The organism is Streptomyces sp. T12 (genome assembly GCF_028736035.1).
In the GTDB taxonomy this organism is placed as follows: Bacteria; Actinomycetota; Actinomycetes; order Streptomycetales; family Streptomycetaceae; genus Streptomyces.
Genome location: NZ_CP117866.1, coordinates 9,266,078 through 9,288,067, shown reverse-complemented (window position 1 = coordinate 9,288,067; position 21,990 = coordinate 9,266,078). Strand labels below are relative to the sequence as shown.

Genomic DNA, 21,990 nt, shown 5'->3' with positions numbered 1-21,990 from the left:
CCGCCCAGGCAGCACCCACCCCCTCGGGAGAACACATGAGCATGTCACGCGTCCTTCCTCCGCCCAAACGCACCACGGCGCCCGACTCCGCAGGAGGCCGCCGCCTGCGCAGGACCACCGCGCTCGCCGCCCTGTTCGCCTCGGTCGCGGCCGTCGCCTTGCCCGGCACCACTGCCCAGGCCGCCGACACCACCGTCGCCGTCGACTTCGCCACCGCCGGGGGCGCCCCCAACTACCGCGCCTCGGGCACCATCTACGGCATGTCCGAGAACGGCTCGCTGCCGCAGGAGCACTTCTACAAGGACATCAAGTGGAAGTTCATGCGGGCCGGCGGCGCCCAGCTGGACAACCCCGGCGGCTGGGCGGCCGGCAAGTACGACCGCCGGTGGAACTCCACCCTGGCCCAGTACAAGCGCACCAAGTCGCTGGGCGGCACCTTCGTCATCCTGCCGCACGACCTGTGGGGCGCCGACGGCACCACCACCCCCACCTTCCCCGGTGACAACGGCGACTGGACCCGCTTCGACGCCTTCTACGCCCGCCTGCTCGCCGACGTACGGGCCGCGGGCATGACCGACATCCAGTGGGACATCTGGAACGAGCCCGACTGCCGTTCGTTCTGGGGCTCCGGCCAGCCCCAGTACCTGGAGATGTGGAAGCGCGCTTACCAGAAGATCCGGGCCGCCATCCCCGGCGCCGTCGTCGTCGGCCCGAGCACCTGCAGCAAACCCTCGGGGACCAACACCTGGTGGAACACGTACCTCGACTACGTGAAGGCGAACAACGTCGAGCCGGACATCTACAGCTGGCACGACCTCCCCGGAGACCCGGTCGCCGACAGCGACGCTGTGAACTCCATGCTGTCGGCGCGGTCGATGACGACAAGCCGCCCCTTCCAGGTCAACGAGTACGGCGGCACCACCGAGCAGAACCCGGGCCGCGGCGGCTGGTACATCTCCCGCCTGGAGCGCGCCGGGGCCGACGGCCTGCGCGCCAACTGGGCGTCCGCGAACAACCTGCACGACTTCCAGGCGAAGCTGCTCACCAAGAACAGCGCCGGCCAGTACCTGCCGCTGGGCGAGTGGTTCCTCTACCGGTACTACGGCTCGCAGACCGGCAACATCGTGAAGGTCACGCCCGGTACGAACACCGACGGGCTGGCGACGAAGGACAACACCGCGCGCAACGCGAAGATCCTGCTGGGCAGCAACGGCAACACCGGCAACATCACCGTCAACCTCAACCGCCTCGACACCACCTCAATAGTGGAGAACAGCCAGGTCCGCGCGATAGTCCAGCGCATACCGAACAACAGCGGCGGCGCCGTGACGGGTCCGGTGACGGTCTCCGACCAGACCCTGACCATCAGTGGCAACTCGGCCTCGGTGAGCGTGCCGTGGACGAGCGCCGCCGACGGCTACACCGTCACCCTGCTCCCGCCGTCCAACACCACCGTCTCCACCGTCGCCGTCGCCCAGCACAGCGGCCAGTGCCTGGACGACACCAACCTCTCCACCGCCAACGGCACGCAGTACCAGCAATACCACTGCGAGGGCGGCTACCAGCAGATGCTCGACCTCAAGCCCGTCGCCGGCCGCGCGAACACCTACACCATCGTCAACGAACACAGCGGCAAGTGCCTGGACGTCTCGGGCGCCTCCACCGCCGACGGTGCCGCCGTCATCCAGTACACCTGCAACGGCGCCACGAACCAGATGTTCACCCTCAACCCCGTCACCGCACTCGGCAACAGCAAGGACTACCAGCTGGCCGCCGTCCACAGCGGCAAGTGCGTCGACGTCAGCCAGATCTCGACCGCGGCCGGCGCGAAGATCCACCAGTGGACCTGCGACCCGGAGAGCGCGCTGACCAACAAGAAGAACCAGATCTGGCGTCTCCAAGGCATGCGCTGACCCGCGCCCCCTTCTGTGAGGGCTCCCGACCACAGCAGGGAGCCCTCACAGGCCACCACAGCCTCGCGGACGAGATCAGCGCCCGCTTCCGGACCCTGTGCGAAACCCACGGCTTCGCCGAGAACTTCGACGCCCTCACCGGCACGGGCCTGCGCGACCGCGCCTACACCTGGACCGCCAGCAGCTACCTCCTGCTGGCCGAGGCACACGCACACCGAGACAGCCGCTGACCGCCGTCTCCCCACGGCCCGGGGACGTTCCCACCCCGGCCATCCTCCCCGCTCACGTAGGAGCCGCAGAATGAAATCTCGCTGGACACTTCCCAGCCCCGCAACCCGCACCGGACGCCGAGCGACCTCGTCCGTGGCCGTCCTCCTGACCGCCCTGGCCGCGACCCTGGTGCCCGCCGGCCCGTCGCAGGCCGCGGACACCAGCGTCACCGTCGACTTCGCCAACGCCGCAGGCGCCCCCAACTTCCGCGCCTCGGGCATGATCTACGGGATGACCGCCGACGGGTCGCTGCCGCCGGACCACTTCTTCAAAGACATCAAGTGGCACCTCATGCGGGCCGGCGGCGCGCAGCTCAACGGTGGTGGCTACGCCACCAGCCTCGCCGACTACCAGACCCGCTGGAGGGCCACCCTCGCCCAGTACCAGCGCACCAAGGCGCTGGGCGGGACGTTCGTCATCCTGCCGCACGACCTGTGGGGCGCCGACGGCACCACCAGCCAGCCGTTCCCCGGTGACAACGGCAACTGGACGCAGTTCGACAACTTCGTCAACCAGCTCATCTCCGACGTCAAGGCCAACAACATGACGGTGGAGTGGGACCTGTGGAACGAGCCGGACCTGAGCGGCTTCTGGGACCGATCCCAGAGCCAGTACCTGCAGATGTGGTCGCGGTTCCACGCCGCCGTGCGGGCCAACCTCCCCGGGCAGCTCATCGTCGGCCCCAGCTCGGCGAACCCGCCCAACTCCTCCAACACCTGGTGGACCACCTACCTCAACCACGTCAAGGCCAACAACGTCGCCCCCGACATCTACAGCTGGCACGCCATCCCGCACGACCCCGTCCAGGCCGTCAGCAACGCCAACTCGACCCTCGCCGCCGCGGGCCTGACCAACACCCGCCCGTACCAGATCAACGAGTACGCCGGGCGCGAGCAGCAGCACCCCGGTGGCGGCGGCTGGTTCATCAGCCGCCTGGAGCGGGCCGGCGCCGACGGCATGCGCGCCAACTGGGGATGGGGCTCCAACCTGCACGACTACGCGGCCAATCTGCTCACCAAGAACAGCTCCGGCCAGTACCTGCCGCTGGGCGAGTGGTTCATGTACCGGTACTACGGCTCGCAGACCGGAAACATCGTGAAGGTCACGCCCGGTACGAACACCGACGGGCTGGCGACGAAGGACAACTCCGCGCGTAACGCGAAGATCCTGTTGGGCAGCAACGGCAACACCGGCAACATCACCGTCAACCTCAACCGCCTCGACACCACCTCGGTGGTGGAGAACAGCCGGGTCCGCGCGGTCGTGCAGCGCATACCGAACAACAGCGGCGGCGCCGTGACGGGTCCGGTGACGGTCTCCGACCAGACCCTGACCGTGAGCGGCAACTCGGCTTCGGTGAGCGTGCCGTGGACGGACGCCGCGGACGGCTACACCGTCACGCTGCTGCCACCGTCGAACACGACCGTCTCCACGGTCGCGGTGGTACAGCACAGCGGTCAGTGCCTGGACGACACCAACCTCTCCACCGCCGACGGCACGCAGTACCAGCAGTACCACTGCGAGGGCGGCTACCAGCAGATGCTCGACTTCAAGCCGGTCGCCGGCCGGGCGAACACCTACACCATCGTGAATGAGCACAGCGGTAAGTGCCTGGACGTCTCGGGTGCTTCCTCGGCCGACGGTGCCGCCGTCATCCAGTGGACCTGCAGCGGCAGCACGAACCAGATGTTCACCCTCAACCCCGTCACCGCACTCGGCAACAGCAAGGACTACCAGCTGGCCGCGGTGCACAGCGGCAAGTGCGTGGACGTCAGCGGGATCTCGACCGACCCCGGCGCGAAGATCCACCAGTGGACCTGTGACTCGGCGACCGACATGACCTGGAAGAAGAACCAGATCTGGCGCCTGCAGGGCATGAGCTGACCTGCGTTTCTTCCATGGGGGCTCCCAGCACCGGCAGGAGCCCCCATGGGCTGCCGTCTCCCTGTTCCCGGACGGCCGCCGCTGAGCTTCGCAGGCCTCCTGCCGGGCGAAGCTCCCTGTGAACAGCGATCGGGGGCGGGCACCCTTTACGGGTGCCCGCCCCCTCCGTCGCTCCCGGGAGAGCCTGCCTCGGGCCTGGCAGCACCTCCCGCTGCGGAAGTCGGTGATCCGGGCGGCAGCCGCCACCGAACTGGCTCTGGCGCTCGGCCGCGGCGAGGAAGTGCCGCAGGTGGGACTGGAGATCGCGACCACCCTCACCGTCCGGGAGAGCACGGCTCCGCCGAAGGAGGAGTGAGTGCCTGCGACCCGTGTCGTCGGTCGCGGCGGTCGAGGTACCGCTGGCCAGTCCGAGCATAACGGCGAGCACCAGGAGCAAGGAGGCCAGTCAGCCGGGGCCGCGGCTCCCCTCCTCGGCCGCATCCACCTCTCCGGCCACCTGCCGGAACTGGGCCCCGAGGCCCGCGCCCTGGTCCACGAGGCGGTCGCCGCACAAGGCCCGCTTTGAACCGAACGTCGGTCCGGCAGTGTTACCTGAGAGGTGTAGCGTCTGGAGGCCTGTGGCGGCACCGTCCCGGCTTGTCAGGCGACAGGACCACCGTCCGGTGTCGGCCCGCGACCTCAGCCCGTTGCGGAGGCCCGACCATGTGTCCTGCCGCTCAGGCTCCGCCAGGGGGAAGCAGAGGTGGTAACGGGAGTCACGGATGCCTGCGAACGGGACGAGAGCGACGGACTCACCCGGTCGCGTGCCCGCGTGGTTCAGGACGAACGCCAGTCGGTTCGGAGCGAGTTGGTGCACGCCGGCCATGGCGAAGACCTCGACCAGGTTGTTGTCGGTCGCTCTCGGCCGCGAGGACGGTGGGCCCGAAGCGGAACGACACCCATGGCGAGCCGCCCGGGAGCAGCTCGGACGGGACCTGCGTCTCGAACTGCCCGGAGACGTCCCGCTCAACACCGCCTTCACCGTCGAGGTCCGCCCGGCCGGTGGCGCCTGGCAGAGACTCGACGCCTACCTGGTCAAGCGCGCCCAGATCGACTCTGCGCACAGCCGTAGGATGCTTGTCCTCGCTGTCCTGCCATGTATGAGCCGACCACAGCGGGTGCCGTCCCCGGCGGTGCCCGGCACCGATGTCCTCCCGGGATCTGAGCCCGGAGAGGGCTCAGATCCCGGGAGCGGGGGTCATCCGGCGGTCAGAGTGGTCCACTTCTGGTTGGATCCGCCGTTGCAGTCCCACGACACAAGCCGAGTGCCGTCGGTCGTGGAGGAGCCCGGATCGTCGAGGCAGCGACCAGAGGCGGGGTTGCGGTAGCCGCCGCCGTAGGGCTGCCAGACCTGGTTGAAGCCGCCGTGGCAGGTCCACATCTGCACCTTGGTGCCGTTGGCGGTGTTGCCGCCGGCGGCGTCGAGGCAGCTGGCCCGGCCCGGCCGGAGCCGGTGCAGCGGCTGCTGCGCTACGCCCGCTGGGACGCCGACGCCGTCCGTGACGACATGAGCGGGCATCGAGTACGTGGTCTTCGCCGTGAACGTGGTGCTGCTGTTCGCCTGGGGCCTGCTCGCTGCCCGCGCTGCCGGTCGCACGTGGGGCTCCGCCTTGAAGATCGGCACAGTGGACGCGTTGCTCGGGCTTGCGGTCGTGGTGGCCAACGCCGTCATCAAATAGGGCGGTTGGCCGTCCGGGGCCCACCGGCCGACCGGGCGACGCGGCGCTGTTCCGCCGGTCGGCGGGGTGGTCCCGGCCCGTCGGCGGGGGTGTTACCGAAGCCTGCCGGATGGTCCGCCTCCTGACGTCCACGCGAAATTCTCCGTATGAAACAGACACAGCCGCCGCAGGAGACACCGGCTCCGCAGGAGAACTCGCCCCCAGGGCCAAGAACCTCGTCCGAGTCCGCCGGGCAGGTCTCGGACGGCCCCTCGATGGGACGCCTGGTCGGGGTGGATCTGGCCCGCGCGCTGGCGGTGTTCGGCATGTACATCGTGCACATCGCCCCGATGCAGTCACCCACGGGCAGCGTCGGCAGCTGGGTGTACTTCCTGGCCGAGGGGCGCTCGTCGGCCCTGTTCGCCACCCTCGCCGGGTTCTCGCTGATGCTGATCGCCGGCCGCCGTGAGCCGAAGACCGGCCTGGCCGGCCGGCAGGCGAAGGCCCGGATCGCGATCCGCGCCATGATCCTGCTGGTGCTGGGCACCGTGATGGCGATGGAGTACGGGGACATCGTCATCCTCGCCTTCTACGGCGTCTACTTCCTCCTCGCCCTGTTCTTGGTGCGACTGAGCGCCAGGACGCTGGCGATCATTGCGGCGGGGCTCGCGCTCGTCACGCCGCAGTTGGCGTTCGTCCTGAAAGCGTGGCTGAGTGACTCCGTCCAGCAGAGCATCAACGCCTACGACCCGCTGGAACGGCTCAGCACCGTGGGAGTACTCGATCTGCTGCTCACGGGCCTCTACCCGACCATCACGTGGATGTCGTTCGTGATCACCGGCATGGCGCTGGCCCGCCTCGACCTGTCCGCCCCGGCCGTCCAGCGGCGCCTGGCCGCGCTCGGTGCCGGCCTCACCGCAGGCGCCTACGGCCTGGCCATGCTGCTGGCGGGCAAGAGCGCGGTGTTGAGCTTCGGGGGAGGCGGAGGGCCGTCCAGCGGCTCCGGGGCGGGCTCCATGGGCAGCGGCTCCGGGCCGGGGTCCATGGACGGCGGGTCCGGCGGGCCCGTGCTGTCGGCCTCGGACCTGCTGGGTGCCGTGTCGCACAGCGGCACCACGTTCGACATCATCGGCTGCGTGGGTGTCGCGATCCTCGTGATCGTGGGCGCGACGGTGGCGATGGACCGCCTGCCGCGCCTGCGCCGCCTGGCGAAACCGGTCATCGCCGTGGGCACCATGTCCCTGACGGCCTACGTCGGCCACTTCCTCGCACAGTCCGCGTGGCCCGCTTCCGGCGCTGGCACCACGAAGTCCTGGGTGCCCGTGCTCACGTACATCCTGGGGGCGATCGTGTTCGCCGCGATCTGGTCCCGCTTCTTCCGCCGCGGCCCCCTGGAGTACCTGCTCAACACCGCCACCAAGCCGGCGAAGCACATCCGATGAAACCCGGCCGGGGTGGGACGCCTCCACGCCCCACCCCGGCATGGACGGCTCACAGATCCAGTTGTGACTGGGCCAGCCGCGGCCTTCACCGGTGGCTCGACCGACAGCGTGCGGAGGGCTGAACTCCGTTCTCGGCGGGCCAGGTACGACCGTCTGTCTCGGAACTGCCGTCGCCATGGCCGGCGAAGCCGGATCGGTAACTCTCGTAGCAGCCAGGGAGCGGTCGACCTTCCGGTGTCCGTTCCCCATCCCTGTGTCCCATCAATGTCCCACCCCGGGAGCTCACCAGCCGGACACACAGCACGCCAACGTATACCCGACCCCGTGTACCCACCCATCTCTGCCCCCATGAGGGCTGGGGCTGTCAAGGCTGTGTGGACGACCGTCCCGGCGTGCGGGTAGGTGCGTACGCCGGGTTGCTGGTGCTGGTGGGCGGGGTCTCGGCGTCGCTCATGCCCATTCGCGGCAGCCTTCACCGCCGCACGGGGGTTCAGTCCGGCGCGTCCCGCGACACCCGAGAGGGCGCCATTGGCAGCTGTCTCGACATGCCGCGAGCAATGTCACCTGTCCCGGCCCGGGCACGGCTCGCTGGAGGACGCGCCATCGGTGCTCAGCTTCAGCCAGAGCAGGCCGGCAAGAAGACACCCACCTCGTACATGTACTTCCGAGTGCATCAGAATCCGAGATGTCTCCTCCAGAGCGGCACTGGACCACATTTGGCACCCGAAATGACCGGATATTGCGCATGTACGGCGGACAGAAACGACGATACCTACGGCTCGGATTCGCCCCGGATTCGACCCCGAGCGTTTGTTTAGCCAGTAACCATGCCCTCTGACTCGCGAAAATACGGGGCGGCAGACGAGTCGGGCTGTACGCCGGGTTCTGTTCGAGATGGAGAAGACCCGGGTTCGGTATCCGTCAACTATCCGGGCGCGACACGTCGGGCGAGTCGACCACACCCTGGCCGACACCGCCTCGTGTCACGCGTGTCGCGCTCGGGAAGGCGGCACGAACGGACGCTGCTGGGGCATAGCCCCACCCCCCCCCTCGACCAGAACGCGCCGCCGCCGCGTCTGCACACCCTGTAGATCACTTCCAGGATCTCAGACCGACGCCGGAGCCGACGATCCCGGAGAAACCGTAATCTCAGCGGAATGGAGAGTGAGAACCAGGGGTCTGGTTTCTGCGTGGCATAGTCCGTGAACTTCGAGCCTCAGTGCGCCGCGGAGTGGTGCGGTCCGGGGAGACGTGTTCGACGATACCCCCGATCATCATGGTGACGACTTCGCCCGTCAGGGTCGAGCGCGGCGGACTGTTCAGCCACCACGATGAGCCGTGCATCGTGGCAGAGTCCCGCGCTATGGACACGATCTACTGCTGAGCCGCCGACAACTCGCCCACGAGCCGTACCGGGTCGAACACCGGGTGCCCAAGTTGCTCAACGAGTCGCGTTGTTGGCGCTCGGGCGGTCTTTCCGCGTACGACGAAAGACCAGGCCGACGGTGCGGTTGCCGCCCTCGCGGATCAGGTCCAGCGCGATGTCGTCACTGGCGCCGGTCAGGATGCCATTCGCCTCGTACCGCGAGGTGAATTCCGTCGACCAGCTGCCCCGTTCGCCGCGGGCGCACGGGCGTCTGTCACCCCGCGCGGCAGTGCCGACCTGGACACAGAAGATGTGAACTCCCCCAACTGCCCAGCCATGAACAGAACTTACATGAGCGCACTCAAGGGTCCTCACAGACCCATGAACTCGTCGAGGTATACCAAGATTTCCAGTTCGGCGTTGGTGACGGCGAGCCGACCGAGGCTGTGCTGATGTCGGCGCCGAGGAATGGCAGTTCCGGTGTGTACCGGATGTTGCGAGAGCGTCGGCTGCCGCGCGAAACGGCGGGGCCTCAGCCCCGTAGCCCGACCACCGCGCGGCTCCTGGACGGCCCCTGAAAAGCTCGGCAGGTCGGTCTCGGCCAGGAACCATCAAGCCCGGGCCGTCACGCATCAGCCGTCCCTCCTGAAGGCATTTCCGCAGGACATGATCACGGAAGGCGCGCACCACCAGCAGCGAAGAATCCGCTGGTGAGCCCCCTGCCCCTGACAGCCGATCACCGCCACTCAGTGCATCTTCAGCGGCTCATCGGCCCGACCGCTCGCCGCGCCACCCCATCCACGAGGCGAACCAGCACGTGACCTCACACCACCCTGACCAGCTGCAACACGCTCGACAAAATAAAAGGGTGCGGATTCGACCCGGATTCGACCCGAGGGCCCCAGACTCCAAAACGAACAGTAGTTGACCTGCAGTGATGCTGATTCTTGCCGCTGTACCGAGCATCCACCGACAGACGGATATCACATTTGTAACTAAGTGGATATTTTTGGGCGATTAACGCCACGCAATGAGTAGCAGCACCACCACCCGGGCCACCTGCCCTGGTAGCTGGGGGTAACAGAACAGGTGCTCTGACCAGCCTCTTTACAGAAGTCCTTCCGCCTGGCAGAAGCCGCCTTGCCGAGCCGATGCAAGCCTCACGACCCTGATTGCAACCACGGCACGCGGGGCGACGGAGCCCCGCCGACAGGGACGGGAACTGCCATGCCGCACATCACCGCTTTTGCCAGGAACCAGTGGTACGTCGCCGCCTACAGCCATGAGGTCGGACGCGAGTTGCTCGGCCGGACGATCCTCGGGGAGACCCTCGTCCTCTACCGCACGGAGGAGGACGGGACGCCGGTCGTCCTGCACGACCGCTGTGTGCACCGCCGCTACCCGCTGTCCGAGGCCCCGACCCGGCTCGACGGCGACCGGATCGTGTGTGGGTACCACGGGTTCACGTACGACACGACCGGTGCGTGCGTGTACGTGCCGGGGCAGAAACGCATCCCGCGTACGGCGCGCGTGGCTTCCTACCCCGTGGTCGAGCAGGACTCGCTGATCTGGGTGTGGATAGGTGACCCGGCGCTCGCCGACCCGCAGGACATCCCGCGGGCCAAGCACCTCGACTCCCCCGGCTGGGTCACCGTGCGCGGCATGGAGCCCATCGACTGCGACTACGGCCTCCTCGTCGACAACCTCCTCGACCTGTCCCACGAGACCTACCTCCACGGCGGCTACATCGGCACCCCCGAGGTCGCCGAGACGCCGATCACCACCGAGGTCGACGAGGGCGCCGGCATCGTGAGGGTCAGCCGGCACATGGACGACGCCGAGTGCCCGCCGTTCTACGCCAAGTCCACCGGCATCGAGGGCCGCATCACCCGCTGGCAGGACATCGAGTACCACGCCCCCTGCCTGTACCTGCTGCACAGCCGTATCGCCCCGGTCGGCGTGCTGCCCGAGGCGGACGGCAGCGACCCGAACGGCTTCCACACCGAGATCACGTACGCCATCACACCGTCCGGCGACGGCAAGGTGTACGACTTCTGGGCGGTCTCGCGGGACTGGGCGACGGACGACGACGAGGTCACCGAGTTCCTGCGCGGCAACAACCACACCGTCGTCATGCAGGACGTCACCGCCCTCAACCTGCTGCAGCGGACCCTCGGCACCGAGCGCACCGGCTACCAGGAGCTCAGCATCAACATCGACACCGGCGGCCTGGCCGCCCGCCGTATCCTCGCCCGGCTGGTCGAGGAGGGCGACAAGCCCGTGGAGAAGGTCCTGTGAGCGGCAGCTCCACCGGGGAGATCTACCGCATCGACTGGCTGCCGGGCACCGACGTCCTGCACGGCACCTGTCACTGCGGACGCGAGCACACCTCGCAGGACCCGATCGAGATGTGGGAGTGGATGCTCGCCCATCCACAGGGACACCAGCCACAGGGGCACCAGCCGCAAGGACACCAGCCGCAAGGAAACAGCTCATGACCGTGTACGAAGCCGAACTCGTCGTCGACCGCAAGGAGTTCGCGGCCGACGGCGTGCTCGCCCTCACCCTGCGCCACCCGCTGGGCGAGGCGCTCCCGGCGTGGGAGCCGGGCGCGCACATCGATGTCGTCCTCGGTCCGGAGCTGGAGCGGCAGTACTCGCTGTGCGGCGATCCGGCGGACCGCGACACCTGGCGGATCGCCGTGCTCCGGGAGCCGGACGGGCGGGGCGGATCCGCCCATGTGCACGAGCAGTTGGGGCAGGGCGACAAGGTCCGGGTGCGCGGGCCGCGCAACCACTTCGCCCTGCGCCCCGCGCCCCGCTACCGCTTCATCGCCGGCGGCATCGGCATCACGCCGATCCTGCCGATGCTGGCGGCGGCGGAGGCCGCGGGGGCGCAGTGGACCCTGCTGTACGGCGGCCGGACCCGCCATTCCATGGCGTTCACCGAGGAGTTGAGCCGTTACGGCAGCGACCGCGTCACCGTCGCCCCACAGGACGAGACCGGTCTTCTGGACCTCGCCTCGGTGCTCGACGACGTTCCCGAGAGCACGCTCGTCTACTGCTGCGGGCCCGGGCCTCTGCTCGACGCGGTGGAGGCGCGGTGCCCGGCCGGGCTGCTGCACGTGGAGCGGTTCGCGCCGAAGGAGCAGGAGGACGGCGAGAACACGGAGTTCGAGGTCGAGCTGGCGCAGAGCGGCAAGAAGCTCACCGTGCCCCCGGACGTCTCCGTGCTCGACGCCGTGCGCGCCGCCGGTGTCGAGGTGCTGTTCTCCTGTACCGAGGGCACCTGCGGGACCTGCGAGACCGACGTCCTCGACGGCACCCCGGAGCACCGGGACTCCGTGCTCACGCAGGAGGAGCAGGAGAGCGGCGAGACGATGATGATCTGTGTGTCCCGGTGCCGTGGGAAGCGGCTCGTGCTGGACCTGTGATCCTCAGGTCGGCCTCGATCCGGGCCACCGCCGCGAGCAGATGCGGCAGCAGGTCCGCGCGGATCGAGTCCACCGAGGTGCGGCCGGCGTGCACCGCGATGTTCACGCCGGCCACCACCTCGCCGTCCCGCTCCCGCACCGGGGCAGCCACCGACCGGAGCCCTTCCTCCAACTCCTGGTCGACGATGGCGTAACCCTGCCGGCGGACGCGCCGCAGTTCCGCCCGCAGGGGGTCCGGCGCGGTGATGGTGCGCCCGGTCAGCGGCTTCAACTCCGCCCGGGCGAGCCGGACTTCGATCTCCTCCTCCGGCAGATGGGCGAGGATCACCCGGCCCACCGACGTCACATGTGCCGGGAAGCGGGTACCGACCGTGATGGACGCGGTCATGATGCGACGGGTCGGCACTCGCGCCACGTACACGATGTCGTCGCCGTCCAGGACGCACAGCGACGACGACTCCCGTACGTGCGCGACGAGTTGCTCGAGATGCGGCTCGGCGATCTGCGGCAGGGTGACGCTGGAGAGGTACGAGTAGCCCAGCTCCAGCACGCGCGGCGTGAGGCGGAAGAGCCGTCCGTCCTGGTGGACGTAGCCGAGGTCGGCGAGGGTCAGCAGCAGTCGGCGGGCGGCGGCGCGGGTCAGGTCGCAGGTGTGGGCGACCTCGCTGAGCGTGCGGACGGGGTGCTCGGCGTCGAAGGAGCGGATCACGGCGAGGCCGCGCTCGAAGGACCTCACGAAGTGTGGTGCGCGGTCTCCCGGAAGCATCGCCACCTCCAATAGTGTCAACAATGTTGTCGGCGAACCCCGTTGCCCCGGCTCCGTTGAGACTTCTACCTTCCCGCTGGGCATTCCCGCGCACTACTGTGCGCCTTGCGCACAACCTGTCGGAACACCGCTGCACCGTTGTCTGTACAGGAGGAGCCCATGCGTCGTCTGTCGGCCGGTCTCACCGCCGGCGTCCTGCTGCTCGTCGCGACGGCCTGCGGCTCGTCCGACGGCGGTTCGCCGGAGGCGGGCGCGTCGTCCGGCGGTGTCACCACCGTCAAGCTCGGAATCATCCCGATCGTGGATGTCGCGCCGCTGTATCTCGGCCAGAAGAAGGGCTTCTTCGAGAAGCACGGCCTGAAACTGGAGTTCACCGCGGCTCAGGGCGGTGCGGCGATCGTGCCCGGCGTGGTCAGTGGGCAGTTCCAGTTCGGCTTCAGCAATGTGACGTCCCTGATGGTCGCCCAGACCAACAGCGTTCCCGTGAAGGCCGTCGCCAACGGCATCGCCTCGACCGGCGTGCGGGGCAAGGACTTCAACGGCCTGATGGTGAAGAAGGACAGCACCGTCAAGTCGCCGAAGCAGCTGGAGGGCAAGAAGGTCGCCATCAACACCCTGAAGAACATCAACGAGACCGCGGTCCGCCAGGCGGTGCGCAAGGCGGGCGGCGACCCGGACAAGGTGAACCTCGTCGAGATGCCCTTCGACCAGATGCCCGCCGCCCTCGACAACGGCCAGATCGACGCCGCGTGCGTGGTCGAGCCGGCGACCGCCACCATCCGCAGCCAGGGCGGCCGGGAGATCGCCTCGCCCTTGGTCGACGTCGCGCCGGACGTCACCGTCGCCATGTACTTCACCTCGACGCAGTACGCGCAGCAACACCCGGACGTGGTCAAGAAGTTCCAGGAGGCCACCGCCGAGTCCCTCGCGTACGCCGAGGCCCACCCGGACGAGGCCCGGCAGATCGTCACGACGTACACCAAGATCCCGGCGTCGGTGCTGGAGCAGGTGATCCTGCCGAAGTGGCCGAGCGAGCCGAACCGCGCCTCCATCGAGGCCCTCATGAAGCTCGGCGAGGAGGACGGCCTCTTCAAGAAGACGCCCGACCTGGACGCGCTGCTGCCGTGAGAGACGGACGCATGAGGGACATGAACGCATGAGGGGCGAGAACGTCGCACTCGGTGCGGCCGGGCTCGCGGCCTTCCTCGCCCTGGGCGAGGCGGTGCCGCGGCTCGGCCTGGTCAAGGAGGCGTACTTCCCGCCGACGAGCCGTATCGCCGAAGCACTCGCGGACGAGGTCGGCGACGCCGCCTTCTGGAGCGCGCTCGGCGACACCCTCACCGGCTGGGCGCTGGGCCTGGCCATCGCGGTCTGCGCCGGCGTCGTCGCGGGCGTGGTCGTCTCCGTCGTGCCGTATCTGCGCGAGGCGACGGCCTCGACGATCGAGTTCCTGCGCCCGATCCCGTCGGTGGCGCTGATCCCGCTGGCGGTGCTGCTCTACGGCACCGAACTGAAGTCGGTGCTCCTGCTGGTGGTGTACGCCTCCTTCTGGCAGGTGCTCATCCAGACCCTGTACGGCGTCCAGGACGTCGACCCGGTCGCCGAGGAGACGGCACGCAGTTACGGCCTCGGCACCTGGGCGCGCGTGCGCCATGTGCTGTGGCCGACCGCCCTGCCGTACGTCATGACCGGTGTGCGGCTGGCCGCCGCGGTGGCGCTGATCCTCGCGATCACCGCCGAACTCGTCATCGGCGCCCCGGGGTTGGGCCGGCAGATCGCGGTGGCGCAGACCTCGCAGGCGGTGCCGGAGATGTACGCGCTCATCGTGGTCGCGGGTCTGCTGGGGCTGCTCATCAACATCGGCGCGCGAACGGTGGAGCGGCGGGCGCTGGCCTGGCACCAGTCGGTGCGCGGGGAGGTGGCGGTGTGATCGGGCGCTTTCTGGCGCAACTGTTCTTCGTCGTCGCGCTGCCCGTGGTGCTGGTCGCGGCGTGGTGGGCGGCGTCGGACGGCAGCACGGATCCCTTCTGGCCGCCGCTGCGGACGATCCTCGACACCTTCCCGGACGTCTGGACGGCCGACCGGCTGCGCACGGACGTCGTACCGAGCATCCTGCGCCTCCTGGGCGGCTATGCGCTGGCTGCCGTGGTGGGCGTCGCGCTCGGCACGGTCATCGGCTCCTACCGCAGGGTGCGCGCGGTGTGCGAACCGGTCCTGGAGTTCCTGCGGGCCGTGCCGCCGCCCGTGCTGGTGCCGGTCATCATGCTGTTCGCGGGCATCGGCGACACCATGAAGATCGTCGTGATCGCGAGCGGCTGCGTCTGGCCGATCCTGCTCAACACCGTGGAGGGCGTGCGCGCGGTCGACTCGGTGATGCTGGAGACGGCCCGCTCCTACGGCGTCGCGGGGATCGCCCGCCTGCGCCATCTGGTGCTGCGCTCCGCGAGCCCGCAGATCTTCGCCGGACTGCGCCAGGCACTCTCGATCGGCATCATCCTCATGGTCATCAGCGAGATGTTCACCGCCAACAACGGCATCGGCTTCACCGTCGTCCAGTTCCAGCGCAGCTTCGCGATCCCCGACATGTGGACCGGGATCCTCGTCCTCGGTCTGCTCGGCTTCCTGCTCTCCGCCGTCTTCCGACTGGTCGAGCGCCGGGTGCTCGGCTGGTACCACGGCCTGCGCGCGACCACCCGGCGGCCTTGAGTGAACATCGTGAAGGGGCGGTCCATGCTCGACGTACGCGGCCTGAAGAAGGTCTACGAGGGATCCGGACGCCGCGTGGAGGCGGTACGCGACCTCACCTTCACCGTCGACGCGGGTGAACTGGTCTGTCTCGTCGGCCCGTCGGGCTGCGGCAAGACGACGCTGCTGAAGTGCATGGGCGGTCTGCTCGCGCCGACGAGCGGTGAAGTCCTGCTGGAGGGGCGGAAGGTGAGCGGCCCGCCGCCCGGGATGGCGTTCGTCTTCCAGGAGTACGGGCGCAGCCTGTTCCCGTGGATGCGGGTCGGCGAGAACGTCGAACTCCCCCTGAAGCAGAAGGACTTGAGCAAGGCGCGACGCCGGGAGCTGGTGCGGGACGCGTTGGAGTCGGTGGGGCTGGCGGACGCTGTCGCGGCGTATCCGTGGCAGCTGTCCGGCGGAATGCAGCAGCGGGTCGCCATCGCCCGGGCGCTGGCGTACGAGCCCCGTGTGCTGCTGATGGACGAGCCGTTCGCGGCCGTGGACGCGCAGACCCGGGCCGATCTGGAGGACCTCGTCCGGGGGCTGTGGCGGGAGCGCGGCATCACGATCCTGTTCGTCACCCATGACATCGACGAGGCGGTCTATCTCGGCGAGCGGGTCATCGTGCTGTCCGCCTCGCCCACCGTCGTCCAGGAGCAGCTGAAGGTCGATCTGCCCGCCGAGCGCGACCAGTTGCACACCCGCGTGGACCCGCGCTTCGCCGAACTGCGCACCCATGTGTACGAGCAGATCCAGGCGGCGAAGCGGGGGGCTCCCCAGGATGCGGCCACGAAGTCGGATACGCCTCCACCTCACTGAACGGTGGCCGTACTGCCGGTGAGCCTCTTCTTGCGTAGCCGCGTCAACGATCCCCGCGGGCGGCCCACAGGCCGCGCACATGTCCGAGGTGGCGGGTCATGACCTCGCGTACGGCCTTCTCGTCGCGGGCGATCAGCGCGTCGAGCAGTTCGAGATGCTCCTCTGCGGAGGCCAGCAGCCGGCCCGCCTCGACGAGCGCGGTGAGGCCGTAGAGACGGGAGCGTTTGCGCAGGTCGCCGACGACCTCGACGAGGTGGGCGTTCCCGGCGAGGGCGAGCAGGCCGAGGTGGAAGCGGGTGTCGGCCTCGACGTACGCGATGAGGTCACCGGAGACGGCCGCCTGGACGATCTCCCGGGCGGCGGGGCGCAGCGCCTCCAGCGAGACCTTGTCGGCGGTCGTGGCCAGCTCCACCACCGTGGGGATCTCGATGAGGGCGCGAATGTGCTTGTACTCGTCGAGCTGTTTCTCGGAGACCGCGGTGACCCGGAAGCCCTTGTTGGGGACGGTGTCGACCAGGCCCTCCTTGACCAGGTCCAGCATGGCCTCGCGCACCGGGGTCGCCGAGACGCCGAAGCGGGCGGCGAGCGCCGGCGCGGAGTACACCTCGCCGGGGAGCAGCTCCCCGGCGATCAGCGCGGCCCGCAGGGCGTCGGCGACCCGCTCGCGGTAGCTGCTCTTCTTGCCGCCCAGGGTGGGCAGTGCCGGGCCGGCTGCGGCGGGCGGGGCGCTGGTGCGCTGGGCGGCCATGGGTCTCCTAGCTGTGCAATGTCACGCGTTACGTCCCTCATTATCCTCGACGTTCAGAGCACGAACCCGGCCGGGAACGGATCCGTCGGATCGAGCAGGTACTGGGCGGTGCCGGTGATCCAGGCACGGCCGGTGAAGCTGGGCAGGACGGCCGGTCGGCCCGCGACCTCGGTGGTGCCGAGGAGGCGGCCGGTGAACCGTGTCCCGATGAAGGACTCGTTCACGAACTCGGTGTGCAGGGGCAGTTCACCGCGGGCGTGCAACTGCGCCATCCGCGCGCTGGTGCCCGTGCCGCAGGGCGAGCGGTCGAACCAGCCGGGGTGGATCGCCATGGCGTGCCGGGAGTGGCGAGCGGTGGCGCCGGGGGCGGTCAGGTGGACGTGGTGGCAGCCGCGGATGGACGGGTCCTCGGGGTGCACGGGCTCCTCCTCGGCGTTGATCGCCGCCATGAGGGAGAGCCCCGCCTTGAGGATGTCGTCCTTGCGGGAGCGGTCGAAGGGCAGCCCGAACTCCTCCAGCGGCAGGATGGCGTAGAAGTTGCCGCCGTATGCCATGTCGTATGTCACCGTGCGCCCGTCGGGCAGTGCGATCTTGCGGTCGAGGGCGACGGAGAAGGACGGCACGTTCTGGAGGGTGACCGCCTTCGCGGCGCCGTCCTGCACCGCCACCTCGGCGACGACCAGGCCCGCCGGGGTGTCGAGCCGGATCGTGGTGACCGGCTCGACGACCTCCACCATGCCGGTCTCGACGAGCACGGTCGCCACGCCGATCGTGCCGTGCCCGCACATCGGCAGATAGCCGGAGACCTCGATGTAGATCACCCCCCAGTCGCAGTCGGGGCGGGTGGGCGGCTGCAGGACGACGCCGCTCATCGCCGAGTGGCCGCGCGGCTCGTTCATCAGGAGCTGCTTGATGTCGTCGCGGTGCTCACGGAAGTACAGGCGCCGCTCGTTCATGGTCGCGCCCGGGATCGTGCCGATGCCCCCGGTGATGACGCGGGTGGGCATGCCCTCGGTGTGTGAGTCGACGGCGTGCAGGACGAGTTTGCTGCGCACGGTCCAGCCTCCTTTGCGGTTACGCATCCTTTGCGGTCAGCGCGAGTGCGGTTACGCGAGCCCTGCGGCGACGGCCTGCTCGGTGGCGGCGCGGATCGTGGCCTCCTGCTCGGGCAGCAGGGGCACCCGTGGTGGACGGCAGCGTCCCCCGTGGCGGCCGACGATGTCCATGGAGAGCTTGATCGCCTGCACGAACTCGACCTTGGAGTCCCAGCGCAGCAGCGGGTGCAGCTGCTCGTAGAGCTTCTTCGCGGTGCCGAGGTCGCCGCCCACGGCCGCGCGATACAGCTCCACGGTGGACCTCGGCAGCGCGTTCGGGTAACCGGCGACCCACCCCTTGGCGCCGGCGATCGCGAGTTCCAGCAGGACGTCGTCGGCGCCGATCAACAGGTCCAGTTCTGGGGCGAGTTCAGCGAGCTGGTAGGCGCGACGGACGTCGCCGGAGAACTCCTTCACCGCCTGGATGTACCCCTCGCCGTGCAGCTTGGCGAGCAGTTCGGGGACGAGGTCGACCTTGGTGTCGATGGGGTTGTTGTACGCCACGATCGGGATGCCCGCCTCGGCGACCTCCGCATAGTGCGACAGCACCGAGCGCTCGTCGGCACGGTAGGCGTTGGGCGGCAGCAGCATCACGGACGCACAGCCCGCGTCGCGCGCCTGCTCGGCCCAGCGGCGGGACTCGGCCGAGCCGTAGGCGGCCACTCCGGGCATCACCCGCGAGCCGCCGATCGCGGCCACGGCGGTCTCCACGACCTTCGCCCGCTCCTCGGGGGTGAGGACCTGGTACTCCCCGAGCGAGCCGTTCGGCACGACGCCGTCACAGCCGTTCTCGACGAGCCAGGCGCAGTGCTCGGCGTACCTGCCGTGGTCGACGCGGAGGTCGTCGTCGAGCGGGAGCGCGGTGGCGACGAGGACGCCGCGCCAGGGGCGGTGGTCGGTCATTCGGTCGGTCATGAGGTTCCTTTCTCCGTGGCCATGCCGTGCTGCCGAGCGAGCACACCGAGCGGTACGGGTCGCGCGAAGGACGGCCGGGACGGGGTGAGTTCACATCCGGCGAGCCCGGCGACCGCGGGCCCGCACACACGTCCCTGGCACCAGCCCATGCCGGCCCGGGTCAGCAGTTTCACGGTGCGGACGTCGCCCGCCCCGAGCTCGTCCACGGCCTCGCGGACGGCCCCCGCGGTGACCTCCTCGCACCGGCAGACGAGGGTGTCGTCGGTGACCTGGTCGCTCCAGTGCGCGGGCGGCGGGTACGCGGCGTCGAGGGCGGCGGCCGACTTCCGAAGTTTCGTACGGGACTTGGCAGCCGGCGCCCACTGCGTCGGATCGGGTTCGGCGCCCTTCAGGCGTGCGGCGATCGAGCGTCCGGCGATGTGCCCTTCGGCCAGGGCGAGGGCCGCGCCGCCGATGCCGGTGGACTCGCCCGCCGCCCATACGCCGGGCACATCCGTGCGCTGCTCGTCGTCGACGGCCACCGTGAGGCCGTCCAGGCGGCAGCCGAGGGTCTCGGCGAGGTCGGTGTGCGGGAGCATCCCGTGTCCGACGGCGAGGGTGTCGCACGGGAGGTACCGCCCGGTGCCGGGGCGGACGCGCCCGTCGGTGTCGAGCGCGGCCACGGTGACACCGGTGAGCCGCTCGTCGCCGTGGGCGCGGACGACCGTATGGCGCGAGAGGAGGCGGACGCGGTGACGCAGGAGGCGGGCCGCGTATCCGGCGCCCTCGGGAAGCTTGCCGGCCAGCGCCCGCCCGTGCCGTACGAGGTCCTTGGGGCCTGCCGCCTCGACGAGCGCCGCGATCTCGACGCCCGCCGCCGCGAGCCCGGTCGCCACGGGCAGCAGCAACGGGCCGGTCCCGGCGACGACCGCTCTGCGCCCCGGCGCCACGAGCCCGCCCTTCAGCATCGCCTGCGCACCACCGGCGGTGACGACACCGGGAAGGGTCCAGCCGGGGAAGGGAAGCACCCGCTCGTAGCCGCCGGTGGCGAGGAGTACGGCGTCGGCGCGCACGGCGACCGGCTCGCGCTGCTCGGGGCCGAGCAGGGCGTGCACGGTGAAACCGTCGGAGTCCCGCTCCACGGACCAGACATGATGATCCGTCAACAACCGGACACCGCTCCCGGTCAGACCGTCCTTCAGCCGTTCCCAGGTTCGCCACTGGTGGTGCAGGGCCTGCGGTCGCCGTGCGCGGAGACCGGACGCGGGCTGACGGTAGAACTGCCCGCCCGCTTCCGTCGCCGAGTCGACGACCGCGACCGTCACGCCCTGGGCGGCGGCCGCCAGCGCCGCGGCGAGTCCCGCCGGACCCGCGCCGATCACCGCGAGGTCAGCCATCGTGCCCCGTCCCCTCCTGCGTGCGGATGACGTCGCCCGGGTGCAAGGGCACCAGGCAAGCCCGCTGGTTCGGGCGGTCGTTGACGGTGACCAGGCAGTCGAAGCAGACGCCGATGCCACAGAAGACGCCACGTGGGCGCCTCTCGCCCCGAGTGCTGCGCCACGACGTGACCCCGGCCGCCCAGAGCGCGGCGGCGACCGTCCGGCCGGGCAGTGCCTCGATCTCGCGGCCGTCCAGGGTGACCGTGAAGGCCGGTCCCGGGTGGGCGTCGGCAAGCTCCAGAGGGGTTCTCATACGGCCTCCTCGGCGAAGCGGTCGGGGCGGAACGGCGTCAGGTCCAGGTCGGGGGCCTTCGCGGTCAGCGCCTGCGCGATCAAGTGACCGGTGCCGGTGGCGAGTCCGATGCCGGCGCCCTCGTGACCGCAGGCGTGATGCAGGCCGGGAACCCGGGGGTCGGGCCCGATGGCGGGCAGGTGGTCGGGCAGGTACGGGCGGAAGCCCAGGTAGGCGCGCATCGCGTGCACGTCCGACAGGAACGGGAACAGCCGCGTCGCGCCCGCCGCGAGCGCCCGTACGACGGGCAGGGAGAAGGTCCGGTCGAAGCCGACCCGTTCGCGGCTCGCCCCGATCAGGATCGGTCCCGCCGCCGTGCCCTCGACGACCGGCGAGGTCTGCAGCGCTGCCGAATCGCTGGCCACGTCGGCCACGTAGTCAGCGGCGTACACCTTGTGGCGGACCAGGCGGGGCAGCGGCTCGGTGACGAGGACGAAGCCGCGCCGCGGGAGGACGGGGAGGCGGACGCCCGCGAGTGCGGCAAGCTCTGCGCCCCAGGTGCCGGCCGCGTTGACGATCGCCGGGGTGTGGATGTCGCCCTGGTCCGTGCGGACGCCGCGCACCGCGCCGTCCGGCGTGCTCAGGACGTCCGTCACTGTCCGGCCGGTGAACAGGCGGGTGCCCGAGGCGCGGGCGAGGTGGGCGGCGGCCAGGGCGGGCATGACCTGGCAGTCCTGGGGGTAGTGGACGGCGCCGGGCAGGCCGGGGGCGAGATGGGGTTCGAGTTCGTACAGCGCGTCACCCGCGACCGGTTCCGCGACGACCCCTGCGGCGCGCTGCCCCGCGGCGAACCGCTCCAGCGCCGCGAGCCCGTCCGCGGACGAGGCCACGACGACACCGCCCTTCGCCTCGTACTCGACGGCCGCCCCGAACTCCTGCGCCAGCTCGCCCCACAGGCGGCCGGACAGCAGCGCGAGGTCGAGCTCCGGGCCCGGTTCCTTGTCGGAGACGAGGATGTTGCCCTCGCCGGCGCCGGTCGTGCCGCCGGCCACCGGGCCGCGGTCGACGAGGATGACGTCGAGGCCCGCCCGAGCCGCGTACAGCGCGCAGGCAGCGCCTGCCATCCCGGCTCCGACGACCACGACGTCGCAGGTCAGTCGCTCGGTCACGTCAGTACTATGTCACACACCACACAGGGAGGGAACAGTCCCGCGCCGTCTCCTCGCAGGAACCGGGCAGCGCGCTGACGGGGCGCCGTCGGCGACCTGA

General features: G+C 69.8%; 20 protein-coding genes and 3 pseudogenes. 14 read left to right on the top strand and 9 right to left on the bottom strand.

Features of this window, described 5'->3' with window-relative positions:
• The first annotated feature begins 35 nt into the window (after positions 1-35).
• From PBV52_RS41655 to PBV52_RS41635, 5 genes and pseudogenes are all read left to right on the top strand, one after another.
• On the top strand, positions 36-1,913 hold the full coding sequence (locus PBV52_RS41655; protein WP_274246133.1) for an RICIN domain-containing protein: 1,878 nt from the start codon (positions 36-38) through the stop codon (positions 1,911-1,913).
• A gap of 50 nt (positions 1,914-1,963) precedes the next feature.
• A pseudogene (locus PBV52_RS51935) lies at positions 1,964-2,143 on the top strand (glycogen debranching protein); the annotation flags it as partial.
• Between the two features lie 70 nt (positions 2,144-2,213).
• Positions 2,214-4,067 (top strand): RICIN domain-containing protein, encoded by a 1,854-nt coding sequence (locus tag PBV52_RS41645; RefSeq protein ID WP_274246129.1) that lies wholly within the window; start codon positions 2,214-2,216, stop codon positions 4,065-4,067.
• Positions 4,068-4,185: 118 nt separating this feature from the next.
• Entirely contained in the window at positions 4,186-4,422 is a 237-nt protein-coding gene (locus tag PBV52_RS41640; protein WP_274246127.1) for a hypothetical protein, read from the top strand.
• Positions 4,423-4,632 (top strand): hypothetical protein, encoded by a 210-nt coding sequence (locus PBV52_RS41635; RefSeq protein WP_274246125.1) that lies wholly within the window; start codon positions 4,423-4,425, stop codon positions 4,630-4,632.
• A gap of 672 nt (positions 4,633-5,304) precedes the next feature.
• On the opposite strand, the pseudogene PBV52_RS41630 reads toward PBV52_RS41635, so the two are convergent.
• Positions 5,305-5,535: pseudogene (locus PBV52_RS41630) on the bottom strand (RICIN domain-containing protein); the annotation flags it as partial.
• A 97-nt stretch (positions 5,536-5,632) separates the two neighbouring features.
• On the opposite strand from PBV52_RS41630, the gene PBV52_RS41625 reads away from it, so the two are divergent.
• Together PBV52_RS41625 and PBV52_RS41620 are read left to right on the top strand one after the other, a co-directional pair.
• Positions 5,633-5,785: a hypothetical protein gene (locus PBV52_RS41625; protein ID WP_274246123.1), complete on the top strand. Its 153-nt coding sequence runs from the start codon at positions 5,633-5,635 to the stop codon at positions 5,783-5,785.
• 146 nt (positions 5,786-5,931) lie between these two features.
• Positions 5,932-7,206, top strand: coding sequence for a DUF418 domain-containing protein (locus PBV52_RS41620; RefSeq protein WP_274246121.1), 1,275 nt, complete (start codon positions 5,932-5,934; stop codon positions 7,204-7,206).
• Between the two features lie 1,294 nt (positions 7,207-8,500).
• On the opposite strand, the pseudogene PBV52_RS41615 reads toward PBV52_RS41620, so the two are convergent.
• Positions 8,501-8,712, bottom strand: a pseudogene (locus PBV52_RS41615) (sugar ABC transporter ATP-binding protein); the annotation flags it as partial.
• Between the two features lie 1,087 nt (positions 8,713-9,799).
• On the opposite strand from PBV52_RS41615, the gene PBV52_RS41610 reads away from it, so the two are divergent.
• The 3 genes from PBV52_RS41610 to PBV52_RS41600 are packed head-to-tail and all read left to right on the top strand — an operon-like array spanning position 9,800 to position 12,005.
• The gene (locus tag PBV52_RS41610) at positions 9,800-10,870 is read left to right on the top strand and encodes an aromatic ring-hydroxylating dioxygenase subunit alpha (RefSeq protein WP_274246118.1); all 1,071 of its coding nucleotides are present in this window, start codon (positions 9,800-9,802) and stop codon (positions 10,868-10,870) included.
• The gene (locus PBV52_RS41605) at positions 10,867-11,070 is read left to right on the top strand and encodes a hypothetical protein (protein WP_274246116.1); all 204 of its coding nucleotides are present in this window, start codon (positions 10,867-10,869) and stop codon (positions 11,068-11,070) included. The genes PBV52_RS41610 and PBV52_RS41605 overlap by 4 nt, the downstream gene beginning before the upstream one ends.
• A complete protein-coding gene (locus PBV52_RS41600; RefSeq protein WP_274246114.1) occupies positions 11,067-12,005 on the top strand; it encodes a PDR/VanB family oxidoreductase in 939 nt (312 codons plus the stop codon). Before PBV52_RS41605 ends, PBV52_RS41600 begins: the two co-directional genes overlap by 4 nt.
• Here PBV52_RS41600 and PBV52_RS41595 read toward each other — a convergent pair.
• A complete protein-coding gene (locus tag PBV52_RS41595; RefSeq protein WP_274249902.1) occupies positions 11,920-12,771 on the bottom strand; it encodes an IclR family transcriptional regulator C-terminal domain-containing protein in 852 nt (283 codons plus the stop codon). The genes PBV52_RS41600 and PBV52_RS41595 overlap by 86 nt on opposite strands.
• 159 nt (positions 12,772-12,930) lie before the next feature.
• Here PBV52_RS41595 and PBV52_RS41590 point away from each other — a divergent pair, with 159 nt between their 5' ends.
• Genes PBV52_RS41590 through PBV52_RS41575 form a run of 4 tightly spaced genes read left to right on the top strand, consistent with a single transcriptional unit; the run spans position 12,931 to position 16,314 of the window.
• Positions 12,931-13,899 carry an ABC transporter substrate-binding protein gene (locus tag PBV52_RS41590; RefSeq protein WP_274246112.1) on the top strand — a complete coding sequence of 323 codons (969 nt, stop codon included), beginning with the start codon at positions 12,931-12,933 and terminating at the stop codon, positions 13,897-13,899.
• Between the two features lie 28 nt (positions 13,900-13,927).
• A complete protein-coding gene (locus PBV52_RS41585; protein ID WP_274246110.1) occupies positions 13,928-14,701 on the top strand; it encodes an ABC transporter permease in 774 nt (257 codons plus the stop codon).
• Positions 14,698-15,477 carry an ABC transporter permease gene (locus tag PBV52_RS41580; RefSeq protein ID WP_373921972.1) on the top strand — a complete coding sequence of 260 codons (780 nt, stop codon included), beginning with the start codon at positions 14,698-14,700 and terminating at the stop codon, positions 15,475-15,477. The genes PBV52_RS41585 and PBV52_RS41580 overlap by 4 nt, the downstream gene beginning before the upstream one ends.
• 24 nt (positions 15,478-15,501) lie before the next feature.
• Positions 15,502-16,314 (top strand): ABC transporter ATP-binding protein, encoded by an 813-nt coding sequence (locus PBV52_RS41575; protein ID WP_274246108.1) that lies wholly within the window; start codon positions 15,502-15,504, stop codon positions 16,312-16,314.
• 43 nt (positions 16,315-16,357) lie between these two features.
• Here the strand turns inward: PBV52_RS41575 and PBV52_RS41570 are convergent, their stop codons facing one another.
• The 6 genes from PBV52_RS41570 to PBV52_RS41545 are packed head-to-tail and all read right to left on the bottom strand — an operon-like array spanning position 16,358 to position 21,890.
• On the bottom strand, positions 16,358-17,062 hold the full coding sequence (locus tag PBV52_RS41570) for a GntR family transcriptional regulator (RefSeq protein WP_274246106.1): 705 nt from the start codon (positions 17,060-17,062) through the stop codon (positions 16,358-16,360).
• Between the two features lie 53 nt (positions 17,063-17,115).
• Complete coding sequence (locus tag PBV52_RS41565; protein WP_274246104.1) at positions 17,116-18,117, bottom strand: proline racemase family protein; 1,002 nt, start codon at positions 18,115-18,117, stop codon at positions 17,116-17,118.
• 51 nt (positions 18,118-18,168) lie between these two features.
• Positions 18,169-19,071, bottom strand: a complete 903-nt coding sequence (locus PBV52_RS41560) for a dihydrodipicolinate synthase family protein (RefSeq protein ID WP_274246102.1) — start codon at positions 19,069-19,071, stop codon at positions 18,169-18,171.
• Positions 19,068-20,447: an NAD(P)/FAD-dependent oxidoreductase gene (locus PBV52_RS41555; RefSeq protein ID WP_274246101.1), complete on the bottom strand. Its 1,380-nt coding sequence runs from the start codon at positions 20,445-20,447 to the stop codon at positions 19,068-19,070. Before PBV52_RS41555 ends, PBV52_RS41560 begins: the two co-directional genes overlap by 4 nt.
• Positions 20,440-20,742, bottom strand: coding sequence for a (2Fe-2S)-binding protein (locus tag PBV52_RS41550; protein WP_274246099.1), 303 nt, complete (start codon positions 20,740-20,742; stop codon positions 20,440-20,442). Before PBV52_RS41550 ends, PBV52_RS41555 begins: the two co-directional genes overlap by 8 nt.
• Complete coding sequence (locus tag PBV52_RS41545) at positions 20,739-21,890, bottom strand: FAD-binding oxidoreductase (protein WP_274246098.1); 1,152 nt, start codon at positions 21,888-21,890, stop codon at positions 20,739-20,741. The genes PBV52_RS41550 and PBV52_RS41545 overlap by 4 nt, the downstream gene beginning before the upstream one ends.
• Positions 21,891-21,990: the final 100 nt, after the last annotated feature.

Coding starts and splice junctions, on each gene's coding strand:
- PBV52_RS41600 (WP_274246114.1), top strand. CDS start 11,067: ATGACCGTGTACGAAGCCGAACTCGTCGTCGACCGCAAGGAGTTCGCG.
- PBV52_RS41645 (WP_274246129.1), top strand. CDS start 2,214: ATGAAATCTCGCTGGACACTTCCCAGCCCCGCAACCCGCACCGGACGC.
- PBV52_RS41620 (WP_274246121.1), top strand. CDS start 5,932: ATGAAACAGACACAGCCGCCGCAGGAGACACCGGCTCCGCAGGAGAAC.
- PBV52_RS41610 (WP_274246118.1), top strand. CDS start 9,800: ATGCCGCACATCACCGCTTTTGCCAGGAACCAGTGGTACGTCGCCGCC.
- PBV52_RS41585 (WP_274246110.1), top strand. CDS start 13,928: ATGAGGGGCGAGAACGTCGCACTCGGTGCGGCCGGGCTCGCGGCCTTC.
- PBV52_RS41550 (WP_274246099.1), bottom strand. CDS start 20,742: ATGAGAACCCCTCTGGAGCTTGCCGACGCCCACCCGGGACCGGCCTTC.
- PBV52_RS41570 (WP_274246106.1), bottom strand. CDS start 17,062: ATGGCCGCCCAGCGCACCAGCGCCCCGCCCGCCGCAGCCGGCCCGGCA.
- PBV52_RS41590 (WP_274246112.1), top strand. CDS start 12,931: ATGCGTCGTCTGTCGGCCGGTCTCACCGCCGGCGTCCTGCTGCTCGTC.
- PBV52_RS41560 (WP_274246102.1), bottom strand. CDS start 19,071: ATGACCGACCGAATGACCGACCACCGCCCCTGGCGCGGCGTCCTCGTC.
- PBV52_RS41595 (WP_274249902.1), bottom strand. CDS start 12,771: ATGCTTCCGGGAGACCGCGCACCACACTTCGTGAGGTCCTTCGAGCGC.
- PBV52_RS41655 (WP_274246133.1), top strand. CDS start 36: ATGAGCATGTCACGCGTCCTTCCTCCGCCCAAACGCACCACGGCGCCC.
- PBV52_RS41575 (WP_274246108.1), top strand. CDS start 15,502: ATGCTCGACGTACGCGGCCTGAAGAAGGTCTACGAGGGATCCGGACGC.
- PBV52_RS41555 (WP_274246101.1), bottom strand. CDS start 20,447: ATGGCTGACCTCGCGGTGATCGGCGCGGGTCCGGCGGGACTCGCCGCG.